Genomic DNA, 19387 nt, shown 5'->3' with positions numbered 1-19387 from the left:
GAGCCGGGTGGGCGACGTCGTCGCTCGTGAAGAAAAACGTCGTGGGTATAAGCAGACGCTGACTATCAAGAGCGGATAGCTGCACCTCGGGGCATCTACCCCGGTGGTGTTCAGGGATGCATCTTCGGCGACGAGGAAATTAGCTGTCTCGCCGCCACCATTCACATTGTCTCCGGAGAGCCGCCCCCCTCCGGAGCCTACCGTCGATGAACAAGGACAGCCAGTGCTTCTTACGGGAGGATCAGGCTGAGGCACCGGCGGAAGAGTCGAACAGGAAATCGTCGGCGGCTGGGACAGTGACAGACAGGCCGGAGCCGTAGGCCGCTTTTGAGAGGCGCCAGGGGCGGTCGGCCTGGGCGCGGATAGCCTCGGACGGACGCAGGCGCCGCAATGCCCCTTCTTCGCTCAATTCCTCGACGGTGAGGAAGCCGTAGACCTGCAGGCGGGCGGCGATCAGCTTCGTCTCACGATCACCCGCCGCAACCGCGAGCGTTCCGCTGGCATAGACCGCATCCATCAGCGCGCGCTGATCGACCCGCCTCGCGGCTAGGGAGGGCGATACGACGGGAGCCTGGGGCTGGGGCCTGCCGGGACGTCGGAAGGGAACCACGTTGTCGATCGCCGTGTGAACGCTACGCATACACCGTTACCCTTACAAACCACGCGCGGAGACCAGCGCATGTCGCCCCGGCCCCAACGATCGCTAGGTTTCGACGAGTCGGATTAATGGGCGGTTTACGGTAAATCCCAGCCCTGTCCCGAAGGTGCACCGCCTTGTACTTCACACGGAACCGAGGAAATTCCCTTACGCCGACCCACCCGAACGACGATGCTCGCCCGTCCGGACACACATGTTTCGAAACAGGAACAGAGCAAAGCATTTTCCAGTTTAAATGCGTCACCCTCTAGTTTCTGAAGAAGGTTTTATTCTATCGGATAACGCTATGCCATGCGAGATCGGCTCCACCCAGCGCCATCCCGACGAATTGTCGATTTGAGATACGGGTTTCTTGTTAAATAATATTGGGGTAAGGCGACTCTCTCAAGTCAGAAAATTAGCATATAGCCACGTCTGGCGTTCATGGCAGGCCTTATTGCAACGATCGATCCAAATCGACAGGCTCTCGCTTCGGATGAGAGCATCTATATTCACAACATTGGGAATGAGGAACTTTGGCTGTGGAGGTGATCTGGGCCGCGCGTTATGCGCGTTGGCTACCTCGAGCCCCGGGGGCAAGCGCTCCCGCATCGTGGCGGTGCCCCTGCATCAGCCAACCTGTCCCAACTTCGCAGGACACCTCCTCGACGGCCCCTTGTCACGACCGCCTTCGAAGGCATGGACGCCAGCAGGGGATGCCGACTTCAAACCGGCAACACGCTCCTTATCGATACCGGAGCCCGGAGCGTGCTGGAGTCGGCCTTTCGCTTGAACGCTCTATGAGGAATCCCTAGCGCAGGGATTGCCGCCCGCTCAGTGGGATCGAGGGAGCCGCCGAATTGGTGCTCTCCTTGTAGATCGGCACGATGAGCCGCAGCCAACCGCGCGTTTCTTGACCGCCGTAATTGTGCTCCACCACATCCCGCGTGACATAGGCCTGGAGGTTCACAGGCCCGAAATTGTAGCCGACGAGGCCGCCGACGGCGATCTGTCCCTGGCGGCGATACCCAGGAAATCGGGTGGGCATGTCAGTGGAGGCGAAGGCTACCGGGCCGACCTCCCACTTACCGAATTTCTTGGTCGCAGTGAGGTCGAGGTTGAGATAGTCGGGATAGACCACACTTTGGGCGGTCACCGGATCGACGAAAACTCCGTAGAGCAGATTAGCGGTCAGGTTCAGTCCGTTACCCGTATAGCTCGCAGCGAAGCGGTGGCTGAGGGACGCGTTCCGGGTGAGGAACTCCGTCTCGATCGGCAGGTATCCACCGAAGAGATAACTGACGCCGAAATCGTTGCCGAGGTTCCAAGCAAGTTGGGCAGCGAGCAGTGGTTGGCCGATGCCGCTCTGATAGGCTGCGCCTCGCGGACTCGACGCTACGACCGGCTGGATCGCCGCTAGGTTGAGGCGCGCGCCCAGCAGGTTCCAGGGCGTCGCCCAAAGGAAGGTGGGCAGGTTGATATTAGATTCGGAATCAAGCGGCCGGGTATCGCGGACACCAAAGCTCGACGTGTTCACGAAGTAGAGGCCGACGGGAAGCTGGGCGCCAACGGGGAGACCGACCGTCTGTCCCGGTTGCGCCGCAGAACCGGCCTGGACCGGCCTTGAAGCCAGGGTGGTCAGGCCGAGGCCGACGCACAGGGTGAGACCGAGCGTGTATGTCGCGTGACGGGTACCGTGAATCATCCAGTGCCTCTTCTTCGAGCGTGATGGGAAGAGCGCTGCGTTCGAGCCAGCTCTCCTTCATCGACGCACCAGCACCGGATCTCATTCCCCACGTATCGCCATCGCATCTGCGGACGTCACCTAAAGGTCACATATAGATAAAGGGGCAATTCTCTCGCGAAATACCTACAAATTAAAGCAGCGATTGTTATTTGCATAGACGGAAATATTTATTTGTACTCTTGCCGCGATACCGCTTTCCAATGTGAGATCAAAATCATCGGCTTCGCGTTTGCAGCGCTCGCAGGTATTGATGTCCGCGACGTCGTTAGCGCTGAATCACGGCGTCGGCGCAACACCAGCGGGGGCCGGCAAGGCTACACGTTTCTCGGGATTCCTGATCTGACTATATACGACGCTGGAAAAGCTGCCGATGACCGCGTGCCAGCCGATCTTGCCGTAGGCCGGATCATGGCGCGCAGTCTGGCAGAACACTGTCGTCAGCCCATTGACGATGTGGTCGTCCTTGGCCCCTCCGGCGGCTGCCTTTACCTTGGGTAGCAGAGAGTCGATGACCGGCACGAAGTTGTCCGGCGCCAAGCCTTTGAGGCTCTCGGCACTCCCCGCATCGGCGATGGCCTTTGCGACCTCGGGTTGCGCGATCTCCGCGCAGGGCGCCGTTCCGGCGAGCATGGTCTGAGTGGCGGCGCGGGCGGTTGTGACGATGCCGCGCTCGGCGATGACGGGGGCGTTGTTGCCCCACGCGTTGCGGATGTAGTCCGTGACGTCGGCGACCTCTCGGTCGGTCATGCCGGCCCCCACGGCCGGCATCGGCGCGTAGCCGTTCTGGGCAGCGAGGCCGCCGAGGATGACGCGGATCACCGTCTCGGGACCTTCCGCCTGCACCGAGGTATTGCCGGCGAGCGCCGGGATCGCCCCCTCGACGCCCTGGCCGTCCGGCTTGTGGCAGGAGGAGCAATAGCTGAGATAGGCGGCCGCTCCCGGCGCATCGGCCTGGTTAAAGGCCTGGATGTCCTTCATTTTATAGCTCTCTTTGGCTTTCTGCGTGCGCAGGTAGGCGACCATCGCCTTCAGGTCGGCATCGGTCAGCCTGGAGAGGGATTCCTCGATGGTCTGACGCATCGGCCCGGCTGCGACGCCCGGCCGGTTGCCCGGAGCCGTGCCGGTTTTGAGGTATTCGACCACCTGATCGTCGGTCCAGGAGCCGATGCCGGTGTGGTCGTCGGGGGTGATGTTGGGCGCATACCAGCCGTCGATGACCCCGCCACCGAGTTTGCCCGCCAACCCGCTGTTTCCGACGATCTTGTTGGCGTTGTGGCACATGCCGCAATGGCCGAGCCCCTCCACGAGGTAGCCGCCGCGATTGACCTCGGCGCTGGCGTTTTGATCCGGCTTGAACTCGCCCGCGGTGAAGAACGCGGTGCGCCAGGTGATGAGCGCGCTGCGAATATTGAAGGGGAAGGGGATCTCGGAAGGTTTGCGGGGCTCATTCACCGGCTCGAGGGAGCGCAGATAAGCAAAGATCGCATCGGAATCGTTGCGCGTGACTCTGGTGTACCAGGCGAAGGGGAAGGCCGGATAGAGGTAGCTGCCCTCGTTGTCGATGCCTTCGTGCAAGGCGCGGTAGAAGTCGTCGGCAGTCCATTTGCCGAGCCCGGTCTCGTCGTCCGGTGTGAGGTTAGGCGTGCGGATTTTCCCGATCGGCGTGTTGAGGACATAGTTCCCGGCAAAGGGCCTGCCGCCCGGTGCCGAATGGCAGGCGACGCAATCGCCCGCCGTCGCCAAGTATTCGCCCCGCTTGATCTGTTCCGCATCTTGGGCCGAGACACCGGTCACGGCGGCGATGAGACCGGCCGAACCGAGCAGAAGGGCAGATATGCGACGCATGATGCCGGTTCTCCACTCATGAAGCCGAAGGTTGGACAGCAGCAATTCAGGCACGCTTCGTGACCGGTCTGCCCGGTTGGCGAAAATCGGGCATCGCCGGATCGGATGCGGAACGCGCCCCCCCAAACATGCGCAACGCGACCTCCCCTAGATGCGCCATCAGCGAGGCGATGAGGCAGAGCGCAACCACCGTCCAATCCGAGCCGATTAGCGCGGCGCGGATCGCCAGCATCAGCGCCGCGCCCGAGGCGAGATTGCAGAAAAGGGGCGGAAGGAGCGGGCGATCTCGCCCATGAAGGCGCCATGCCACGAGGGCGGCGGCCTCCAGGGCCACGAGACCGAGGATTACGTCGATGATCCGCCCGGAGGCGAAGAGCGACGCCAGGGTCGCCACATCCGGAATCATACCCGGCTTCCGACATCGCGGACCGGTACGGCCCGGCCAAACGGCCCGTTCAGCTGCACGATCGCCCGGTTGAGAAGTGTCGCGACGCTGACCCATGCGAGGTAGGGCGCGAGCAGCAACGCCGCGATCCCCGAGGCCTGGGCCGTCACCGCGATCAGCGCCACGATGGAGAGCCAGAGGGCGATGACTTCGAGATAGGCCCAGTCCGGCCGGCGTAGGCGGAAGAAGATGCCGCTCCAGGCGATGTTGAGACAGAGGTTGACGCCGTAGGCGACCAGCAGCGCGGTGCGCGCCGAGGTTCCGGCATCCGCGTGCCAGGCCATCAAGGCGGAGATCGCCATGAGGGTGAAGATCGTTGTCCAAACCGGGCCGAAGGCCCAGTCCGGCGGCTTCCACAAGGGACGCCGCAGGGTTTGATACCAGGGGCCGGTCGTCGTCAGGAGACCACCGGCGAGGGCGGTGACGAGGGCGGCCGCCGCCGCGGCCACGACCGGGCCGGTCTCGCAACCGCCGATCACGGCGAGACCCAGCGGAACAGGTGCGCCAGATCCTTGAAGAAGATCCGCGCATGGGCGGCGGGCTTTGCCCGGACCAGCTCCTTGTTCATGTAGGAATCCCAGGTGAGCTGCTGGACGTCCTTGTCCTTGCAGATCGAGACGAAGCGCTCCCGCAGGGAATCGTTGCGGTACCAGACCCATTGCATCATGCGCAGGATCAGGAAGACGCGGCCGTGCAGGCGCATGAAGCGACGCCGGGCAAGGGCCAGGGATGCGGCCTTGCCGGTGGCGAGGAAGGTGTCGGCCGCCTCCGCCGCGAGCCGGCCGCCGAGCATGGCGTAGTAGATGCCCTCGCCCGAAGCCGGGGCGACGATGCCGGCGGCGTCCCCGGTGAGCAGCACGTCCCGGCCATTGTCCCAGCGCCTGAGCGGCTTCAGCGGCAGCGGCGCGCCCTCGCGGCGCAGGGTCTCGCCGGCATCGAGGCCCGTGGAGGCGCGCAGGGACCGGATCGCCCCGCGCAGGGAGAACCCCTTGCGGGCGCTGCCGGTGCCGATGCTGATCGTGTCGCCATGGGGGAAGACCCAGGCGTAGAAATCCGGCGAGAGCTTGCCCTGGTAGTAGACGTCGCAGCGCGTCCCCTCGACATCGCCGCTCCCATCCGCCGGCGGCCGGACGATCTCGTGATAGGCGAAGACCTGTTTCATCGCCGCGTGGCCGGGAATCTCGGCCCGCCCGACCACCGAACTCGCCCCGTCCGCGCCGATGACGAGGCGGGTGCGGACCCGGTGCTCCGCATCGCCCAAGCGGTAATGCACCACCGCCCCGCCTTCCGCGTCGCGGATGATGCGGGTGAAGCTGCCGGGGCGGTGGTCGGCCCCGGCCAGGGCCGCGCGCTCGCGCAGCCAGGGGTCGAAATGCTCCCGGTCGACCATGCCGACGAAGCCGTCGCCGATGGGCATGTCGACCCGCTTGTCGGCCGGTGAGATCATGCGGGCCGAGCGGACGCGGGCGACGAGCAGCGCGTCGGGAATGGCGAAGTCACGGATCAGGCGCGGCGGGATCGCGCCGCCGCAGGGCTTGATCCGCCCCGGCTTGTCGAGGAGCAGCACCCGCCGCCCCATCCGGGCGAGATCAGTGGCGGCGGTGGCCCCGGCCGGGCCGCCTCCCACCACCACGACGTCGAAGGTCTCCAATTCCGGCATGGGTCTCACCTCAACGACAATCGGGGCTGGAGCACGGGCTCGGCGGGGCGGGCAGGGCGGCGCAATTGCGTCGCAGCGGCATGCTCGATCCGCATGGCCAGGGCGGCGCCAACCAGAAACAGGGCGGCCTCGGCCAGGAAGACGGCGGCGTAGGCATGGACCGGTTCGGGGCTGACGAGGCGGGCGAGATCCACCGCCATGGTCCCGAGGAAGCCTCCGGCCCCGAAGGCGACGCCCTGGGCCGCGCCCCAGACGCCCATTCGGGTGCCGCGCTCGGCCTCGCCACCGGCACCCGCCAGACCCATCATCGAGCCGATGGCGGCCACGGCGAACATCCCGTTGAACAGGCCAAGAGCGAAGACGGCGGCGCGCAGGGGGAAATCCGGGCCGACGAGGCCACCGACGGCGATTCCGGCCAGAGCCAGCGCCGAGCCGGCGCAGCCGGTGGCGGTCCATACTTTCAGCGAGCCGAGATAGGGACCGCCGATTCCCATGGTGAGGCCGGCGACGGTGAGCATGCCGGCGAGCACGCCGCCATGCTGGAGACCGGACAGCTTGGTGGTAGCCCCCGGCGTCATCGCGAAGACGAGGCCGGCGAAGGGTTCGAGGATGAGCTCCTGCGCGCTGTAGGCGAGCATCGCCACGAAGATGAAAATGGTGAAGCGGCGCGAGGCCGGCTCCGACCAGACCCGGGCCAAGACCTCGCGGAACGGCCGCTTCCCGCCGGCATCGGACGGTGCGGCCGCCGCGCGGCGCGGCTCGATTCCACGGATTGCGAGACAGGCGAGGGCGAAGGCGGCAAGCGACACCGTGCCGGAGACCATCACCAGCCGGACACCGGAAAACGGATCGAGGAAATGTCCGGCGATCGGCGCGGTGATGGCGAAGCCGGCGATCATCATCACCCAGACGATGGTGGCGGCAGCCCCCCTGCGGCGCGCATCGACGCCGCCGGCCAGGAGAACGAGGAGAGAGGTCCCCGCCGCGCCCGCGCCCATCCCCACCAAGAGGAAGGACAGGATGGCGAGGGCGATGCCGGTGGAAAGCTGCGTTTCCATGAGGGCGGTCGCCGTCGCCGCACCGAATCCGCCGAGGCAGAGCGCGGCCATGCCGCCGACGATCCAGGGCGTGCGCCGCTCGCCCACATCCGAGCCGTAGCCCCAGCGCGGGCGCAGGACCTGCACGGCGTAGTGGAGGGTGACGAGGGCGCCGGGGATCATCGCCGGCAAAGCGAGCTCTACGACCATGACCCGGTTGAGGGTCGAGGTCATGAGAACGACCACGGCACCCAAAGCGGTCTGGACGAGGCCGAGGCGGACGATGGCGAGCCAGCCCATAATCGGCGCCATCACGCGGCTCCCTGCTGCGCGAGGGCCCTGAGGGCGAAAGCCGCCACCAGCATGCCGAGCACGTAGAGGGTGGTGCCGGTGCCGTTGTACCAGGCTGCCCGCTCGCGCGGGCTCCGGAGCAGGCGGGACATCAGCGCGAGTTGCGCCACGAGCAGCCCCGTGACGAGGGCCGCGTGCCCCGCGCAGTTCCAGGCCGAGAGGAGGAGGATCACCGCCAGCTGTGGCAGGGCCATGACGAGGCAGGCGAGGCGCGCGGCCCGGTCGGTCCCGAGCTGGACCGGCAGCGAGCGGAGATTCATGCGCGCATCCCCCTCTACCGACTTGAAGTCGTTGAGGGTCATGATGCCGTGGGCACCCACCGAATAGAGGAGGGCCACCGTGAGAACGCGGTGGTCGGGCAGGGCGCCGGCCATCACGGCGGCACCTGTGAACCAGGGCAGGCCCTCGTAGCAGAGCCCCACTGCCGCGTTACCCCACCAGCCGTTCTGCTTCAGCCTCAGGGGCGGCGCGCTGTAGATCCAGGCGAGGACGAGACCGAACAGCGCGGCGCTGAGGATCCAGACCCCGAGCGAGGCGGCGACGGCGAGGGAGAGGGCGGTCCAGGCCAGCGCGACGTAGAGGCCCCAGCGGCCGGGCATCCGGCCGGACGGGATCGGGCGCAGCGGCTCGTTGATCGCATCCACATGGCGGTCGTACCAATCGTTGACCGCCTGCGAGGTCGCGCAGACCAGGGGGCCGGCGAGCACGATCCCGGCGAGGATCAGCGGCCAGCGCCCCTCGGCTGCCATACCCGATGAGACCACGCCGCAGGCGAAGGCCCACATCGGCGCGAACCAGGTGATCGGCTTCAGAAGCTCGACCAGGGTGGCTGGAGCGGGGATGCCGACGGAAGCGGCGGGAGGGGTGGACGCCGACGTTGCCATGCCCCGAAGCTAGGGGCCGACCGTCGGAAGTGTCAAGAAAGATTGACACATAAAATGCCAATCTTGTGCGACATTTGGCCTGCCGGAAGACAGGCCTGAACTATTGTTCGTCGGCAGGCTCCGGCGCATCGAGATCGCCGATGCCATAACGGCGCAGCTTGGCGTAGAGGCCCTGCCGGCTGAGCCCCAGCATCTCGGCGGCAGAGGCCCGGTTGTCGCGGGTGATGCGCAGGGCCGCCTCGATGCAGAGGCGCTCGATCAGGTCCGTCGATTCGCGCACGAGGTTCTTCATCGAGACCCGGCCCACGAGTTCGGTCATCTGCTCGACGGAGCGTGGCAATTCCCGACCGCCCAAAGCCGCCGCCGTGCGGCGCGGCGTCGAACGGATGGTGAAGCCGAGGCAGGGTTGCCCGGCGCCGGGCACCGCGACGGCGGCGACCTCCACCTCCTCCACCGAACCGTACTCGCCCCGGAGACTCGTCGCGAAATGGCGCACCGAGCCATGCTGGCCGAGGGTGGAGAACAGCGCGGCGGCCTCGGTCTCCTCTCGGCCGAGCCAGCGATCGAGGGGTTCGCCGCGCACCTGTTCCTCGGTGGCGAGCTGCACGAGATCGAGGAAGGCGGCGTTGGCGGCGAGGATACGGCGGGCCGGATCGGTGACGACGAAACCTTCGGGCAGGCTCTGGATCACGTCGAGGGCGGAGGTGCCGGCACGGCTCGGTCCGGCCACCTCGGCGGGGCCGGAGGAGAGGCGCAGGAGCGCGCTCGTGGCGTTCTCCTGGCGGAACAGGGAAGCGGCGACGCGGGTCTCGCCGCGACCGTTGCCGAGCTGCGCGACGAGATCGCCGGCCTGGCCGGTGATGCGCAGGCCAGCGAACAGCGATTCGAGTTCGCGGGTGCTGGCGGAATCGAACAGGTCGACCACGTCCTGTCCGATGATGCGCTTCTCCGCCCGGCCGAGGAGGCGGGCGGCGGCCGGGTTCACCTCGGTGACCCGGCGGGTGGCGGCATCCACCACCAGGACAGGCTCGCCGGCGAGCTGGAAGAGCAGACGGTAGCGGGTCTCGGCGCCGCGCAGGCGCAGGTAGTCGCGTTCCAGGGCCTGCTGGGTCTCCGCGAGCTTTCGCTGGAGCACGGCCATGGCGCGGAGATTGCGGCCGATGGCGATGATCGGACCGCCATTCTCCAGGCGCAGGGCGGAATAGCGGACCGGCAGGTCGATGCCGGTGGCGGAGGGATGGTTCACCTGCCGCCAGCGCGTGACGGCGCCCGGGGCGGCATCGCGTAGGAGGGCGGCGATCTTCGGCCGGCTCTCGACCGTGACGGTATCCATCCAGGGCTGGCCGAGCCAGGTCTCACAGCCTTCATCGGCGAAATCCGCGTTGCCGAAGGCCGCATCGCGGATGATCCCGTCCGCATCGACCACCAGAGCGAGATCCGTCGCGGCCGCGACGAGAAGCCCGGCCGCCTCCGCGTCCAGGGGACCGAGTGCCTTACGAAGCGCTGCGAAGGTTTCCGCCGCGGCGGGAAGTGCCAGACTGGTCAAGGATCACCACGATGTGACGACGTCGAGCCGGTCTTTCAGCAGGGTCTGGCCCGCGGATCAAGCAAGCTCTCGGCGATGGTTATGGCAAGGCGTGCATCACCCGCCGTCGCGTCCGCGCCGACGAGTGCCGAATATTCGGGATGGTTCATGAAGATCGGCCCGCCGACCATGACACGGACCGATGGATTGCGCGAGGTGCGACGAAGCTCGGTCACCAGCCGGGTGAGGGTTGGGAGTAGGGTTTCGCAGCCGAGCGATACGCCGATCACATCGAACCAGCCCGTGCTGGCGGCGCGGATCGCCTGGGAATGCGCGGAATGGGCCGCACTGGTCACATCCCATCCGGCGTCGCGGAAGAAGCGTTCGACGAGGGAGAGACCGAAGCTGTGCGTCTCGCCGGGACAGGCCATCAGGAAGACGCTGCGGCCGTGCGGGTCCGGCGCCGGCTCGTCGCGAAACCGGGCGGTGAGCTCGTGCATGATGCGCTGGAGCCGGCCCATAGCGATGGTGAGCTCGGCGAAGTCGCAGAGGTCCTCTTCCCACAAGAGGCCGAGATGGCGGGCCGTGGGGGCGAGGAGATCGAGGAGCAGGCTGTCGAGGGCGAGCCCGTCATCAACGAGGCGCGCGATCCGGTCTTCGACATCCTCGCCGTCCGGTGACAGGACCAGCGTGGCGAAATCCGTGATCTGCTCCGTGCTCGGCAGGATTCCCGGGCGGTTGGCACGGGAATCCGCCCGGTGGGCGAGCATCAGGCGAGGGATGATCTCCGCCTCGATGACACTGGCGAGATCGACGTCCCACGCGGAGTTCCGCTCCTGCCTGGCCCTGCCAGGATATAATGCGAATTCCGACGAGGCGCACTCGTCCAATGCAACCGGCTCGATCCCGGAAGCCGTGCGAAACCGCCAGACATCATCCATTGGGTCCTCCAATGTTTTATGACGGCTTCTTGATCCAGTTCGATCTTGATTGTCGAACTTGACGTCTTCGACTTAAAAAGCGTCCGACGCTGCTTGCAGTGCGACAAGCGGGCCTTGTCGATAACGATACGCTTCACAACCCATTTGGCAATCCAGCAACTCACATTATTATGCATCAATGCTGTAAATTTAAAATGACGTAAAGCCAGCTTGACACTTATTCCGCCGGTTCATACCCTCCTCGGCAACGGACCCCGACCATGCGGGGCCAAGCCGGGACAGGGTGGAACCGATGCCTGCAAGAGGGGGCCAGCCGACTCGACCTCTCTACTCGCCGGCCGAGCGCGCCCGGCGCGACGCCTCCCGCTGGACCCTGGTCCAGGGCATCCTCGCACCCCTCCAGTTCCTGGCCTTCCTGATCAGCCTCGGCCTCGTCCTACGCACATTGGCGACGGGGGAGGGCGCGCAGATGGCCAACGTCTCCATCGTCGCCAAGACTTTGCTGCTCTACGCGATCATGGTCACGGGCTCGATCTGGGAGAAGGACGTCTTCGGGCGTTACCTGTTCGCCCCGGCCTTCTACTGGGAAGACATGGTCAGCATGCTCGTGCTGGCCTTGCACAGCGCCTATCTCGGGGCGCTGGTCACGGGTGCCCTCACGACGGCTGAGCTGATGCTCCTGGCGCTCGCCGCCTACGTGTCCTACGCCGTCAACGCCGCGCAATTCCTGCTGAAGCTGCGCGCCGCCCGGCTCCAGGCCCCGTCCCGCCTCGTCCTCTCACCGGAGGGCGTGCGATGAATGCCCATGCCAAGCTCGGTAACTTCGACCCCGCCTGCGGCGTCGAGATCCGGCAGGAGCGCGGCCAGCGGGCGGTGTTCTGCGGCCTTACCGGGATCGTCTGGCTGCATCGCAAGATCCAGGACGCCTTCTTCCTCGTCGTCGGCTCGCGCACCTGCGCCCATCTCATCCAGTCGGCCGCCGGGGTAATGATCTTCGCCGAGCCGCGATTCGCCACCGCCATCATCGACGAGCGCGACCTCGCCGGCATCGCCGACATGAACGACGAGCTCGACCGCGTGGTGGGCCGGCTGATCGAGCGCCGCCCCGAGATCAAGCTGCTGTTCCTCGTCGGCTCATGCCCGTCGGAGGTGATCAAGCTCGATCTCGGCCGTGCAGCGCAGCGCCTGTCCCGCGGGCTGTCTCCCCAAGTCCGGGTGTTGAGCTACTCGGGCAGCGGCATCGAGACCACCTTCACGCAGGGCGAGGATGCCTGCCTCGCCTCCCTCGTCCCTTCCATGCCGGCCGAGGCGAAAGATGCCGCCCCCTCGCTCCTCGTGGTCGGGGCGCTGGCCGACGTGGTCGAAGACCAGTTCGCCCGCATTTTCGCAGAACTCGGCATCGCCCCCGTGCGGTTCCTGCCCGCGCGCCGGGCCGGCGAAATGCCACCGGTGGGACCGAACACCCTGACGCTACTGGCCCAGCCCTTCCTCGCCGACACGGCACGGGCGCTGGAGGAGCGGGGCGCAACACGGCTCGCCGCCCCGTTTCCCCTGGGCGCCGAAGGCACCACCGGATGGCTCAGGGCCGCGGCGGACGCTTTCAGCGTAGCCCCCGCCCGGTTCGCCGCGGCCACCGCCGCGGGATCGCGCCGCGCAGAACAGGCGCTGGCGCCCTACAGGGCCATGCTCGCCCGCCGCCGCGTGTTCTTCTTCCCCGATTCGCAGCTGGAAATCCCGCTGGCGCGCTTCCTGTCACGGGAACTCGGCGCCGAACTCGTGGAAGTCGGCACGCCCTACCTGCATCGCGGCCATCTCGCCGACGAACTGGCGCTGCTCCCGCGCGGAACGACGATCGTCGAGGGCCAGGACCTCGATGCCCAGATGGACCGGTGCCGGGCGGCCCGGCCGGACCTGACGGTGTGCGGCCTCGGCCTCGCCAACCCGCTGGAGGCGGAGGGGCTGGCGACGAAATGGTCGATCGAGCTGCTGTTCACCCCGATCCAGGGCTACGACCAGGCCGGCGACCTCGCCGAACTGTTCGCCAGACCCCTCGTCCGTCGCACCCGGCTGGAGGTCTGACGCGATGCAGCTCACGATCTGGACCTATGAAGGCCCGCCCCATATCGGCGCCATGCGCGTCGCCACCGCCATGCGGGGACTGCACTACGTCCTGCATGCGCCCCAGGGCGACACCTATGCCGACCTGCTCTTCACCATGATCGAGAGGCGCGATGCGCGCCCGCCGGTGACCTACACCACCTTCCAGGCCCGCGACCTCGGCGCGGACACCGCCGCGATCTTCAAGAATGCGGTGGAGGCTGCCTACGAGCGGTTCCGGCCGGAGGCGATGATCGTTGGCGCGTCCTGCACCGCCGAACTGATCCAGGACGATCCGGGCGGTCTCGCCAAGGCTCTCGCCCTGCCGATCCCGGTCATCCCGCTCGATCTCCCTTCCTACCAGAAGAAGGAGAACTGGGGCGCCTCGGAGACCTTCTACCGGCTGGTGCGTACTCTGGCCGTCCCGGTGAAACCCACCGCGCCGCGCGAGACGCGGCGTCCGCTCTGCAACATTCTCGGCCCCACCGCCCTCGGCTTCCGCCACCGCGACGACCTCGTGGAGATCAGGAGCCTGCTCGGCCGGCTCGGGATCGACGTGAACGTGGTGGCGCCGCTCGGGGCGACCCCCGCCGATCTCGGCCGCCTCGGCGAGGCCGATTTCAACGTGGTGCTCTATCCCGAGATCGCGCGGGCCGCCGGGCAGCACCTGCACAAGACCTTCGGGCAGCCGATGGTCGAGACCGTGCCGATCGGCGTCCAGGCCACCGTCCGGTTCGTCGAGGAGGTGGCGGCGCTCGCCGGGATCGATCCGGCCCCGGTTCTCGACGGCGCACCGTCGCGGCTGCCCTGGTACTCGCGCTCCGTCGATTCGACCTACCTGACGGGCAAGCGCGTCTTCATCTTCGGCGACGCCACCCATGCCCTCGCCGCCGCCCGCGTCGCGTCCACCGAACTCGGCTTCAAGGTCGTCGGCCTCGGCACCTATACCCGCGAATTCGCCCGCGAGATCCGGGCGGAGGCGGCGCTCCACGGCATCGAGGCCCTCGTCACCGACGATTACCTCGACGTGGAAGCGGCGATCCAGGCCAGCGCCGCCGAACTGGTACTGGGCACCCAGATGGAGCGGCACATCGCCAAGCGTCTGGGCCTTCCCTGCGCGGTGATCTCGGCCCCGATCCACGTCCAGGATTTCCCCGCCCGGCATTCGCCGCAGATGGGGTTCGAGGGCGCCAACGTCCTGTTCGATACCTGGGTCCATCCGTTGATGATGGGGCTGGAAGAACATCTGCTCGGCATGTTCCGCGAGGACAACGAGTTTCACGCCGACGCTGCGCCCTCCCATCTCGGACCCGCTCACCAGCCTGTCCCTCCCCCCTTTGCGGGGGAGGGTGGCCCTCGCGTCAGCGAGGGTCGGGAGAGGGGAGCGCCAGTTCCGGAGAGGTCGCCCCCTCTCCCGCCTGCTCCGCAGGCACCCTCCCCCGCAGAGGGGGGAGGGAGTTCCAGTTCCGCACAAAGCACCTGGGCCCCCGACGCCGAGAAGGAACTCAGGAAGATCCCGTTCTTCGTGCGGGGCAAAGCCCGCGCCAATACCGAACGGTTCGCCCGCGAGCGCGAACTCCCCCTCATCACAGTCGAGACGCTCTATGATGCCAAAGCGCATTTCGGGCGCTGAGCGTCCGGCCCTCCGCATCGTCGTCGTGACGATGGACAATCACATGGCGAGCGCGCTCGAACGCGCCCGCCACCGGCTCCATGACGAGATGCCGGGGCTCGTCCTCGGCTTCCACGCCGCCGCCGAGTGGGACACCGATCCGGGTGCGCTCGCGTCCTGCAAGGCGGACATCGCGGTCGCCGACATCGTGCTCTCGACCATGCTGTTCATGGACGAGCATGTCCGCGCCATCCATCCGGCGCTGCTCGCCCGCCGCCCGCATTGCGACGCCATGATCGGCTGCCTGTCGGCGAGCGAGATCGTGAAGACGACGCGCCTCAACCGCTTCGACATGGACGGCACCAAGCGTGGCGCCCTCGATTTCCTGAAGAAGCTGCGCGGCAAGCCCGGCGCCCAGGGCAACGCCGCCCGCCAGATGGCGATGATCCGCCGCCTGCCGAAGATCCTGCGCTTCATCCCCGGCTCGGCCCAGGATGTCAGGGCCTATTTCCTCACCCTGCAATACTGGCTCTCGGGCTCGGACGAGAACATCGCCGCCCTGGTGCGCTTCCTCGTCGGCCGCTACGCCGCCGGACCGCGCGCGGCCTGGCGCGAGATCGCCGCCGCTCCGGCCCCCATGAGCTATCCCGAGACCGGTCTCTACCACCCACGCATGAAGGGCCGGATCGGCGAGGACGTGACACGGGTTCCGGCTCCCGCCGGCACCGTGAAGGGCCGCGTCGGCCTGCTGGTGATGCGCTCCTACGTGCTGGCCGGAAACACCGCCCATTACGATGGCGTCATCGCCGCCCTCGAGGCGCGCGGGCTCGCCGTCGTGCCGGCCTTCGCCAGCGGCCTCGACAACCGCCCGGCGGTGGAAGCGTTCTTCAGGAGCAACGGGCGGCCCACCATCGACGCCCTCGTCTCGCTCACCGGGTTCTCCCTGGTGGGCGGCCCCGCCTATAACGACGCCTCGGCCGCCGAGGAGACCCTGCGCGGCCTCGACGTGCCCTACCTCGCCGCCCACGCCCTCGAATTCCAGACCGTGGAGCAATGGGAGGCCTCCGATCGCGGACTCTCCCCCGTGGAGGCCACCATGATGGTGGCGATTCCCGAACTCGACGGCGCCACCGCGCCGATGGTGTTCGGCGGTCGCTCCAGCGCGTCGCCCGGCGCCAATACCCGCGACATGAGCGTCCATGCGGAACGGGCGGACATGCTGGCAGCGCGCGTCGAACGCCTCGTCTCGCTGCGCAGGACGGAAAAGGCCTCGCGGAAGGTCGCCATCGTCCTGTTCGGCTTCCCGCCCAATGCCGGGAGCATCGGCACGGCGGCGTTCCTTTCGGTCTACCACTCGCTCCACAACACGCTGAAGGGCCTGAAGGCCGACGGTTACGACGTCGCCGTGCCGAACAGCGTCGACGACCTGCGCAACGCCGTGCTCGCCGGCAACGCAGCCCGCTACGGCACCAGTGCCAACGTCCATCACCGCATCCCGGCCGACGACCATATCCGGCGCGAGCGCCACCTCTCCGAGATCGAAGCGCAATGGGGTCCGGCGCCGGGGCGCCAGAACAGCAACGGCTCGCAGATCTTCGTGCTGGGCGCGCAATTCGGCAATGTCTTCGTCGGCGTGCAGCCGGGCTTCGGCTACGAGGGCGACCCGATGCGGCTGCTGTTCGAGCGCGGCTTTGCCCCGACCCACGCCTTCTCCGCCTTCTACCGCTACCTGCGCGAGGATTTCCGCGCCGATGCCGTGCTGCATTTCGGCACCCACGGGGCTCTTGAATTCATGCCCGGCAAGCAGACCGGCCTGTCGGATTCCTGCTGGCCCGAGCGCCTGATCGGGCCGCTGCCCAACGTCTACCTCTACGCCGCCAACAACCCGTCCGAGGGGATGATCGCCAAGCGCCGCTCGGCCGCCACCATGGTGAGCTACCTGACGCCGAGCCTCACTCAGGCGGGGCTCTATCGCGGGCTCATCGACCTGAAAGCCTCGGTCGAGCGCTGGCGCGGCCTGGAGCCGGAGGCGGAAGCCGAGCGGCGCGAACTCGGCCAGCTGATCCAGGCGCAGGGCTCAGCCCTCGACCTGACATCGGCCGAGCCGGCCTGGTCCGGGGACATGTCCGGCAGGATCCTGACCCTCGGCCTCGCGCTCAGCGAACTCGAACACAGCCTGATCCCGCACGGGATGCATGTGGTCGGGGAGGGCACGCCCCCTGAAGAGCGGATCGACCTGCTGACCGCCCTGGCCGAAGCCTCGAACGGGCTCCGGCCCGACCGCGCCGGCATTGCCGCCCTGGTGGCCGGCGACACGATCGACCAGGCCCTGACGGCCTCCGGCCTGCCTCTCGACGACACCCACCGCGCCGCCTTCGCGGCCCTATGCGAGACCAACGCGCTGCTGGCGGTGGACCACGAGCTTCCGGCCTTGCTGCGGGCGCTCGACGGCCGCTTCATCCCGCCCGTTGCCGGTGGCGACCTCCTGCGCAACCCGTCCGTGGTGCCGACGGGGCGCAACATCCACGGCTTCGACCCCTACCGCCTGCCCTCGGCCTTCGCGGTAGCCGACGGCACCCGGCAGGTTGTCCGCATTCTCGCCCGCTACCGCGACGAGGGTGCGCCCTTGCCCGAGAGCATCGCCCTCGTCCTCTGGGGCACCGACAACCTCAAGAGCGAGGGCGGACCCATCGCGCAGGCCCTGGCCCTGATCGGCGCGAGCCCGCGCTTCGACGGCTATGGCCGCCTGTGCGGCGCGACGCTGATCCCCCTCGAAGAGCTCGGCCGCCCGCGCATCGACGTGGTGGTGACCCTGTCGGGCATTTTTCGCGACCTGCTCCCTCTCCAGACCAAGCTGCTGGCGGAAGCCTCCTATCTCGCGGCCATCGCCGACGAGCCGTCGGAGCGGAACTTCGTGCGCAAGCATGCCCTCGCCCACATGGACGAGCACGGGATCGACATGGAGACGGCAGCCCTGCGGGTGTTCTCCAACGCCGAGGGCACCTACGGCGCCAACGTCAACAACCTCGTCGAATCCGGTCGCTGGGAGGACGAGGACGAGATCTGCGAGACCTTCTCGCGCCGCAAATCCTTCGCCTATGGTCGCAACGGCCGGCCCACCGCACAGCGGGCCCTGATGGGCAGCGTGCTGGCCAAGGTCGATCTCGCCTACCAGAACCTCGATTCCGTCGAAGTGGGCGTGACCTCGGTCGACCATTACTTCGATGGCCTCGGCGGGATGGGCCGCGCGGTCGCCCAAGCCAAGGGCGAGGCCGTGCCGATCTTCATCAGCGACCAGACACGGGGGGAGGGCGTCGTGCGCTCCCTTTCCGAGCAGGTCTCCCTGGAGACCCGGACCCGCATGCTCAACCCGAAATGGACCGAGGGCATGCTCGGCCACGGCTACGAGGGCGTGCGCCAGATCGAGGCGCATCTCACCAACACCATGGGCTGGTCGGCCACCTCCAACGCCGTCGCGCCCTGGATCTACCAGCGCATCACAGAGACCTACCTCCTCGATCCGGCGATGCGCGAGCGCCTCGCCGCCCTCAACCCGACCGCGTCCGCCAAGGTCGCGCATCGGCTGATCGAGGCGCACCAGCGCGGCTTCTGGACTCCCGACGCGGCCACGCGCGACGCGCTCGACCGTGCCGAGGAGGAGCTCGAAGACCGTCTCGAAGGCATCACCGCAGGGGTCGCCGCATGAACATCGCCATCCGTAATCCCGTGGCCACGCGCCGCGAGGAAGGCAGCCTCCAGGTCGAACTCGATCCGGCGCTGAAGATCGGCACAGCCAAGGTCTTCGCCGTCTACGGCAAGGGCGGCATCGGCAAGTCCACCACCTCGTCGAACCTGTCGGTGGCCTTCTCGAAGCTCGGGAAACGCGTGCTGCAGATCGGCTGCGACCCGAAGCACGATTCGACCTTCACCCTGACGAAGCGCCTCGCCCCCACGGTGATCGACGCCCTGGAGGCGGTGCAATTCCATTCGGAGGAATTGCGGATCGAGGATTTCGTGGCCGAGGGCTACAATGGCGTCATGTGCGTGGAGGCTGGCGGCCCGCCGGCCGGCACCGGCTGCGGCGGCTACGTCGTCGGCCAGACGGTGAAGCTCCTCAAGGAGCATCACCTCCTCGAAGACACCGACGTCGTCATCTTCGACGTCCTCGGCGACGTGGTCTGCGGCGGCTTCGCCTCACCGCTCCAGCATGCCGACCAGGCCCTCATCGTCACCGCCAACGACTTCGATTCGATCTTTGCCATGAACCGGATCGTGGCCGCGATCCATTCGAAGTCGAAGAACTATCCCGTGCGGCTCGGCGGCGTCATCGCCAACCGCTCGGCCAAGACCGACGAGATCGACCGTTTCAACGCCGCCGTCGGCCTGGAGCGCATCGCTCATTTCCCCGATCTCGACGTGGTCCGGCGCTCGCGCCTCAAGAAATCGACCTTGTTCGAGATGGAGCCGACGCCCGAACTCATCGCAGTGACGGACGAGTACATGCGGCTCGCAGCCCATCTCTGGGCCGGCGGCAAGCCGCTCTCGGCGATGCCGATGAAGGACCGTGACCTGTTCGAGTTCCTCGGGTTCGATTGAGGTGGGGGCA

Annotated in this window: 15 protein-coding genes; 5 read left to right on the top strand and 10 right to left on the bottom strand. The window is 67.3% G+C overall.

The window, feature by feature from the left end; genetic code table 11:
- Positions 1–241 precede the first annotated feature (241 nt).
- The 10 genes from IPV08_RS10095 to IPV08_RS10050 form a co-directional block, all read right to left on the bottom strand.
- Positions 242–640, bottom strand: a complete 399-nt coding sequence (locus IPV08_RS10095; RefSeq protein WP_056425232.1) for a hypothetical protein — start codon at positions 638–640, stop codon at positions 242–244.
- A gap of 808 nt (positions 641–1448) precedes the next feature.
- Complete coding sequence (locus IPV08_RS10090; protein ID WP_207411766.1) at positions 1449–2342, bottom strand: transporter; 894 nt, start codon at positions 2340–2342, stop codon at positions 1449–1451.
- Positions 2343–2660: 318 nt separating this feature from the next.
- Positions 2661–4229: a cytochrome c gene (locus IPV08_RS10085; protein WP_207411765.1), complete on the bottom strand. Its 1569-nt coding sequence runs from the start codon at positions 4227–4229 to the stop codon at positions 2661–2663.
- Positions 4230–4275: 46 nt separating this feature from the next.
- Positions 4276–4635 carry a hypothetical protein gene (locus tag IPV08_RS10080; RefSeq protein WP_207411764.1) on the bottom strand — a complete coding sequence of 120 codons (360 nt, stop codon included), beginning with the start codon at positions 4633–4635 and terminating at the stop codon, positions 4276–4278.
- Positions 4632–5153, bottom strand: a complete 522-nt coding sequence (locus tag IPV08_RS10075) for a tryptophan-rich sensory protein (protein ID WP_207411763.1) — start codon at positions 5151–5153, stop codon at positions 4632–4634. The genes IPV08_RS10080 and IPV08_RS10075 overlap by 4 nt, the downstream gene beginning before the upstream one ends.
- The gene (locus tag IPV08_RS10070) at positions 5150–6334 is read right to left on the bottom strand and encodes a geranylgeranyl diphosphate reductase (RefSeq protein ID WP_207411762.1); all 1185 of its coding nucleotides are present in this window, start codon (positions 6332–6334) and stop codon (positions 5150–5152) included. Before IPV08_RS10070 ends, IPV08_RS10075 begins: the two co-directional genes overlap by 4 nt.
- A 5-nt stretch (positions 6335–6339) precedes the next feature.
- Positions 6340–7683 carry a BCD family MFS transporter gene (locus IPV08_RS10065; protein ID WP_207411761.1) on the bottom strand — a complete coding sequence of 448 codons (1344 nt, stop codon included), beginning with the start codon at positions 7681–7683 and terminating at the stop codon, positions 6340–6342.
- The gene (gene chlG / locus IPV08_RS10060) at positions 7683–8606 is read right to left on the bottom strand and encodes a chlorophyll synthase ChlG (RefSeq protein ID WP_207411760.1); all 924 of its coding nucleotides are present in this window, start codon (positions 8604–8606) and stop codon (positions 7683–7685) included. Before chlG ends, IPV08_RS10065 begins: the two co-directional genes overlap by 1 nt.
- A 100-nt stretch (positions 8607–8706) precedes the next feature.
- The gene (gene ppsR, locus IPV08_RS10055; protein ID WP_207411759.1) at positions 8707–10152 is read right to left on the bottom strand and encodes a transcriptional regulator PpsR; all 1446 of its coding nucleotides are present in this window, start codon (positions 10150–10152) and stop codon (positions 8707–8709) included.
- Between the two features lie 35 nt (positions 10153–10187).
- Positions 10188–11072, bottom strand: a complete 885-nt coding sequence (locus tag IPV08_RS10050) for a cobalamin B12-binding domain-containing protein (protein WP_246747883.1) — start codon at positions 11070–11072, stop codon at positions 10188–10190.
- 292 nt (positions 11073–11364) lie between these two features.
- On the opposite strand from IPV08_RS10050, the gene bchF reads away from it, so the two are divergent.
- Genes bchF through bchL form a run of 5 tightly spaced genes read left to right on the top strand, consistent with a single transcriptional unit; the run spans position 11365 to position 19377 of the window.
- On the top strand, positions 11365–11871 hold the full coding sequence (gene bchF / locus IPV08_RS10045; RefSeq protein WP_207411758.1) for a 2-vinyl bacteriochlorophyllide hydratase: 507 nt from the start codon (positions 11365–11367) through the stop codon (positions 11869–11871).
- Positions 11868–13151, top strand: coding sequence for a ferredoxin:protochlorophyllide reductase (ATP-dependent) subunit N (locus IPV08_RS10040; RefSeq protein WP_207411757.1), 1284 nt, complete (start codon positions 11868–11870; stop codon positions 13149–13151). The genes bchF and IPV08_RS10040 overlap by 4 nt, the downstream gene beginning before the upstream one ends.
- Before the next feature lie 4 nt (positions 13152–13155).
- Positions 13156–14802, top strand: coding sequence for a ferredoxin:protochlorophyllide reductase (ATP-dependent) subunit B (bchB, locus tag IPV08_RS10035; protein ID WP_207411756.1), 1647 nt, complete (start codon positions 13156–13158; stop codon positions 14800–14802).
- On the top strand, positions 14777–18487 hold the full coding sequence (locus tag IPV08_RS10030) for a magnesium chelatase subunit H (protein WP_207411859.1): 3711 nt from the start codon (positions 14777–14779) through the stop codon (positions 18485–18487). The genes bchB and IPV08_RS10030 overlap by 26 nt, the downstream gene beginning before the upstream one ends.
- Positions 18484–19377, top strand: a complete 894-nt coding sequence (gene bchL / locus IPV08_RS10025) for a ferredoxin:protochlorophyllide reductase (ATP-dependent) iron-sulfur ATP-binding protein (protein ID WP_207411755.1) — start codon at positions 18484–18486, stop codon at positions 19375–19377. The genes IPV08_RS10030 and bchL overlap by 4 nt, the downstream gene beginning before the upstream one ends.
- Positions 19378–19387 lie beyond the last annotated feature (10 nt).

The organism is Methylobacterium sp. SD274 (assembly GCF_017355285.1).
Classification (GTDB): Bacteria; Pseudomonadota; Alphaproteobacteria; order Rhizobiales; family Beijerinckiaceae; genus Methylobacterium.
Note: the sequence above shows the minus strand (reverse complement) of the source record. Positions and strands in the feature narration are given on the sequence as shown.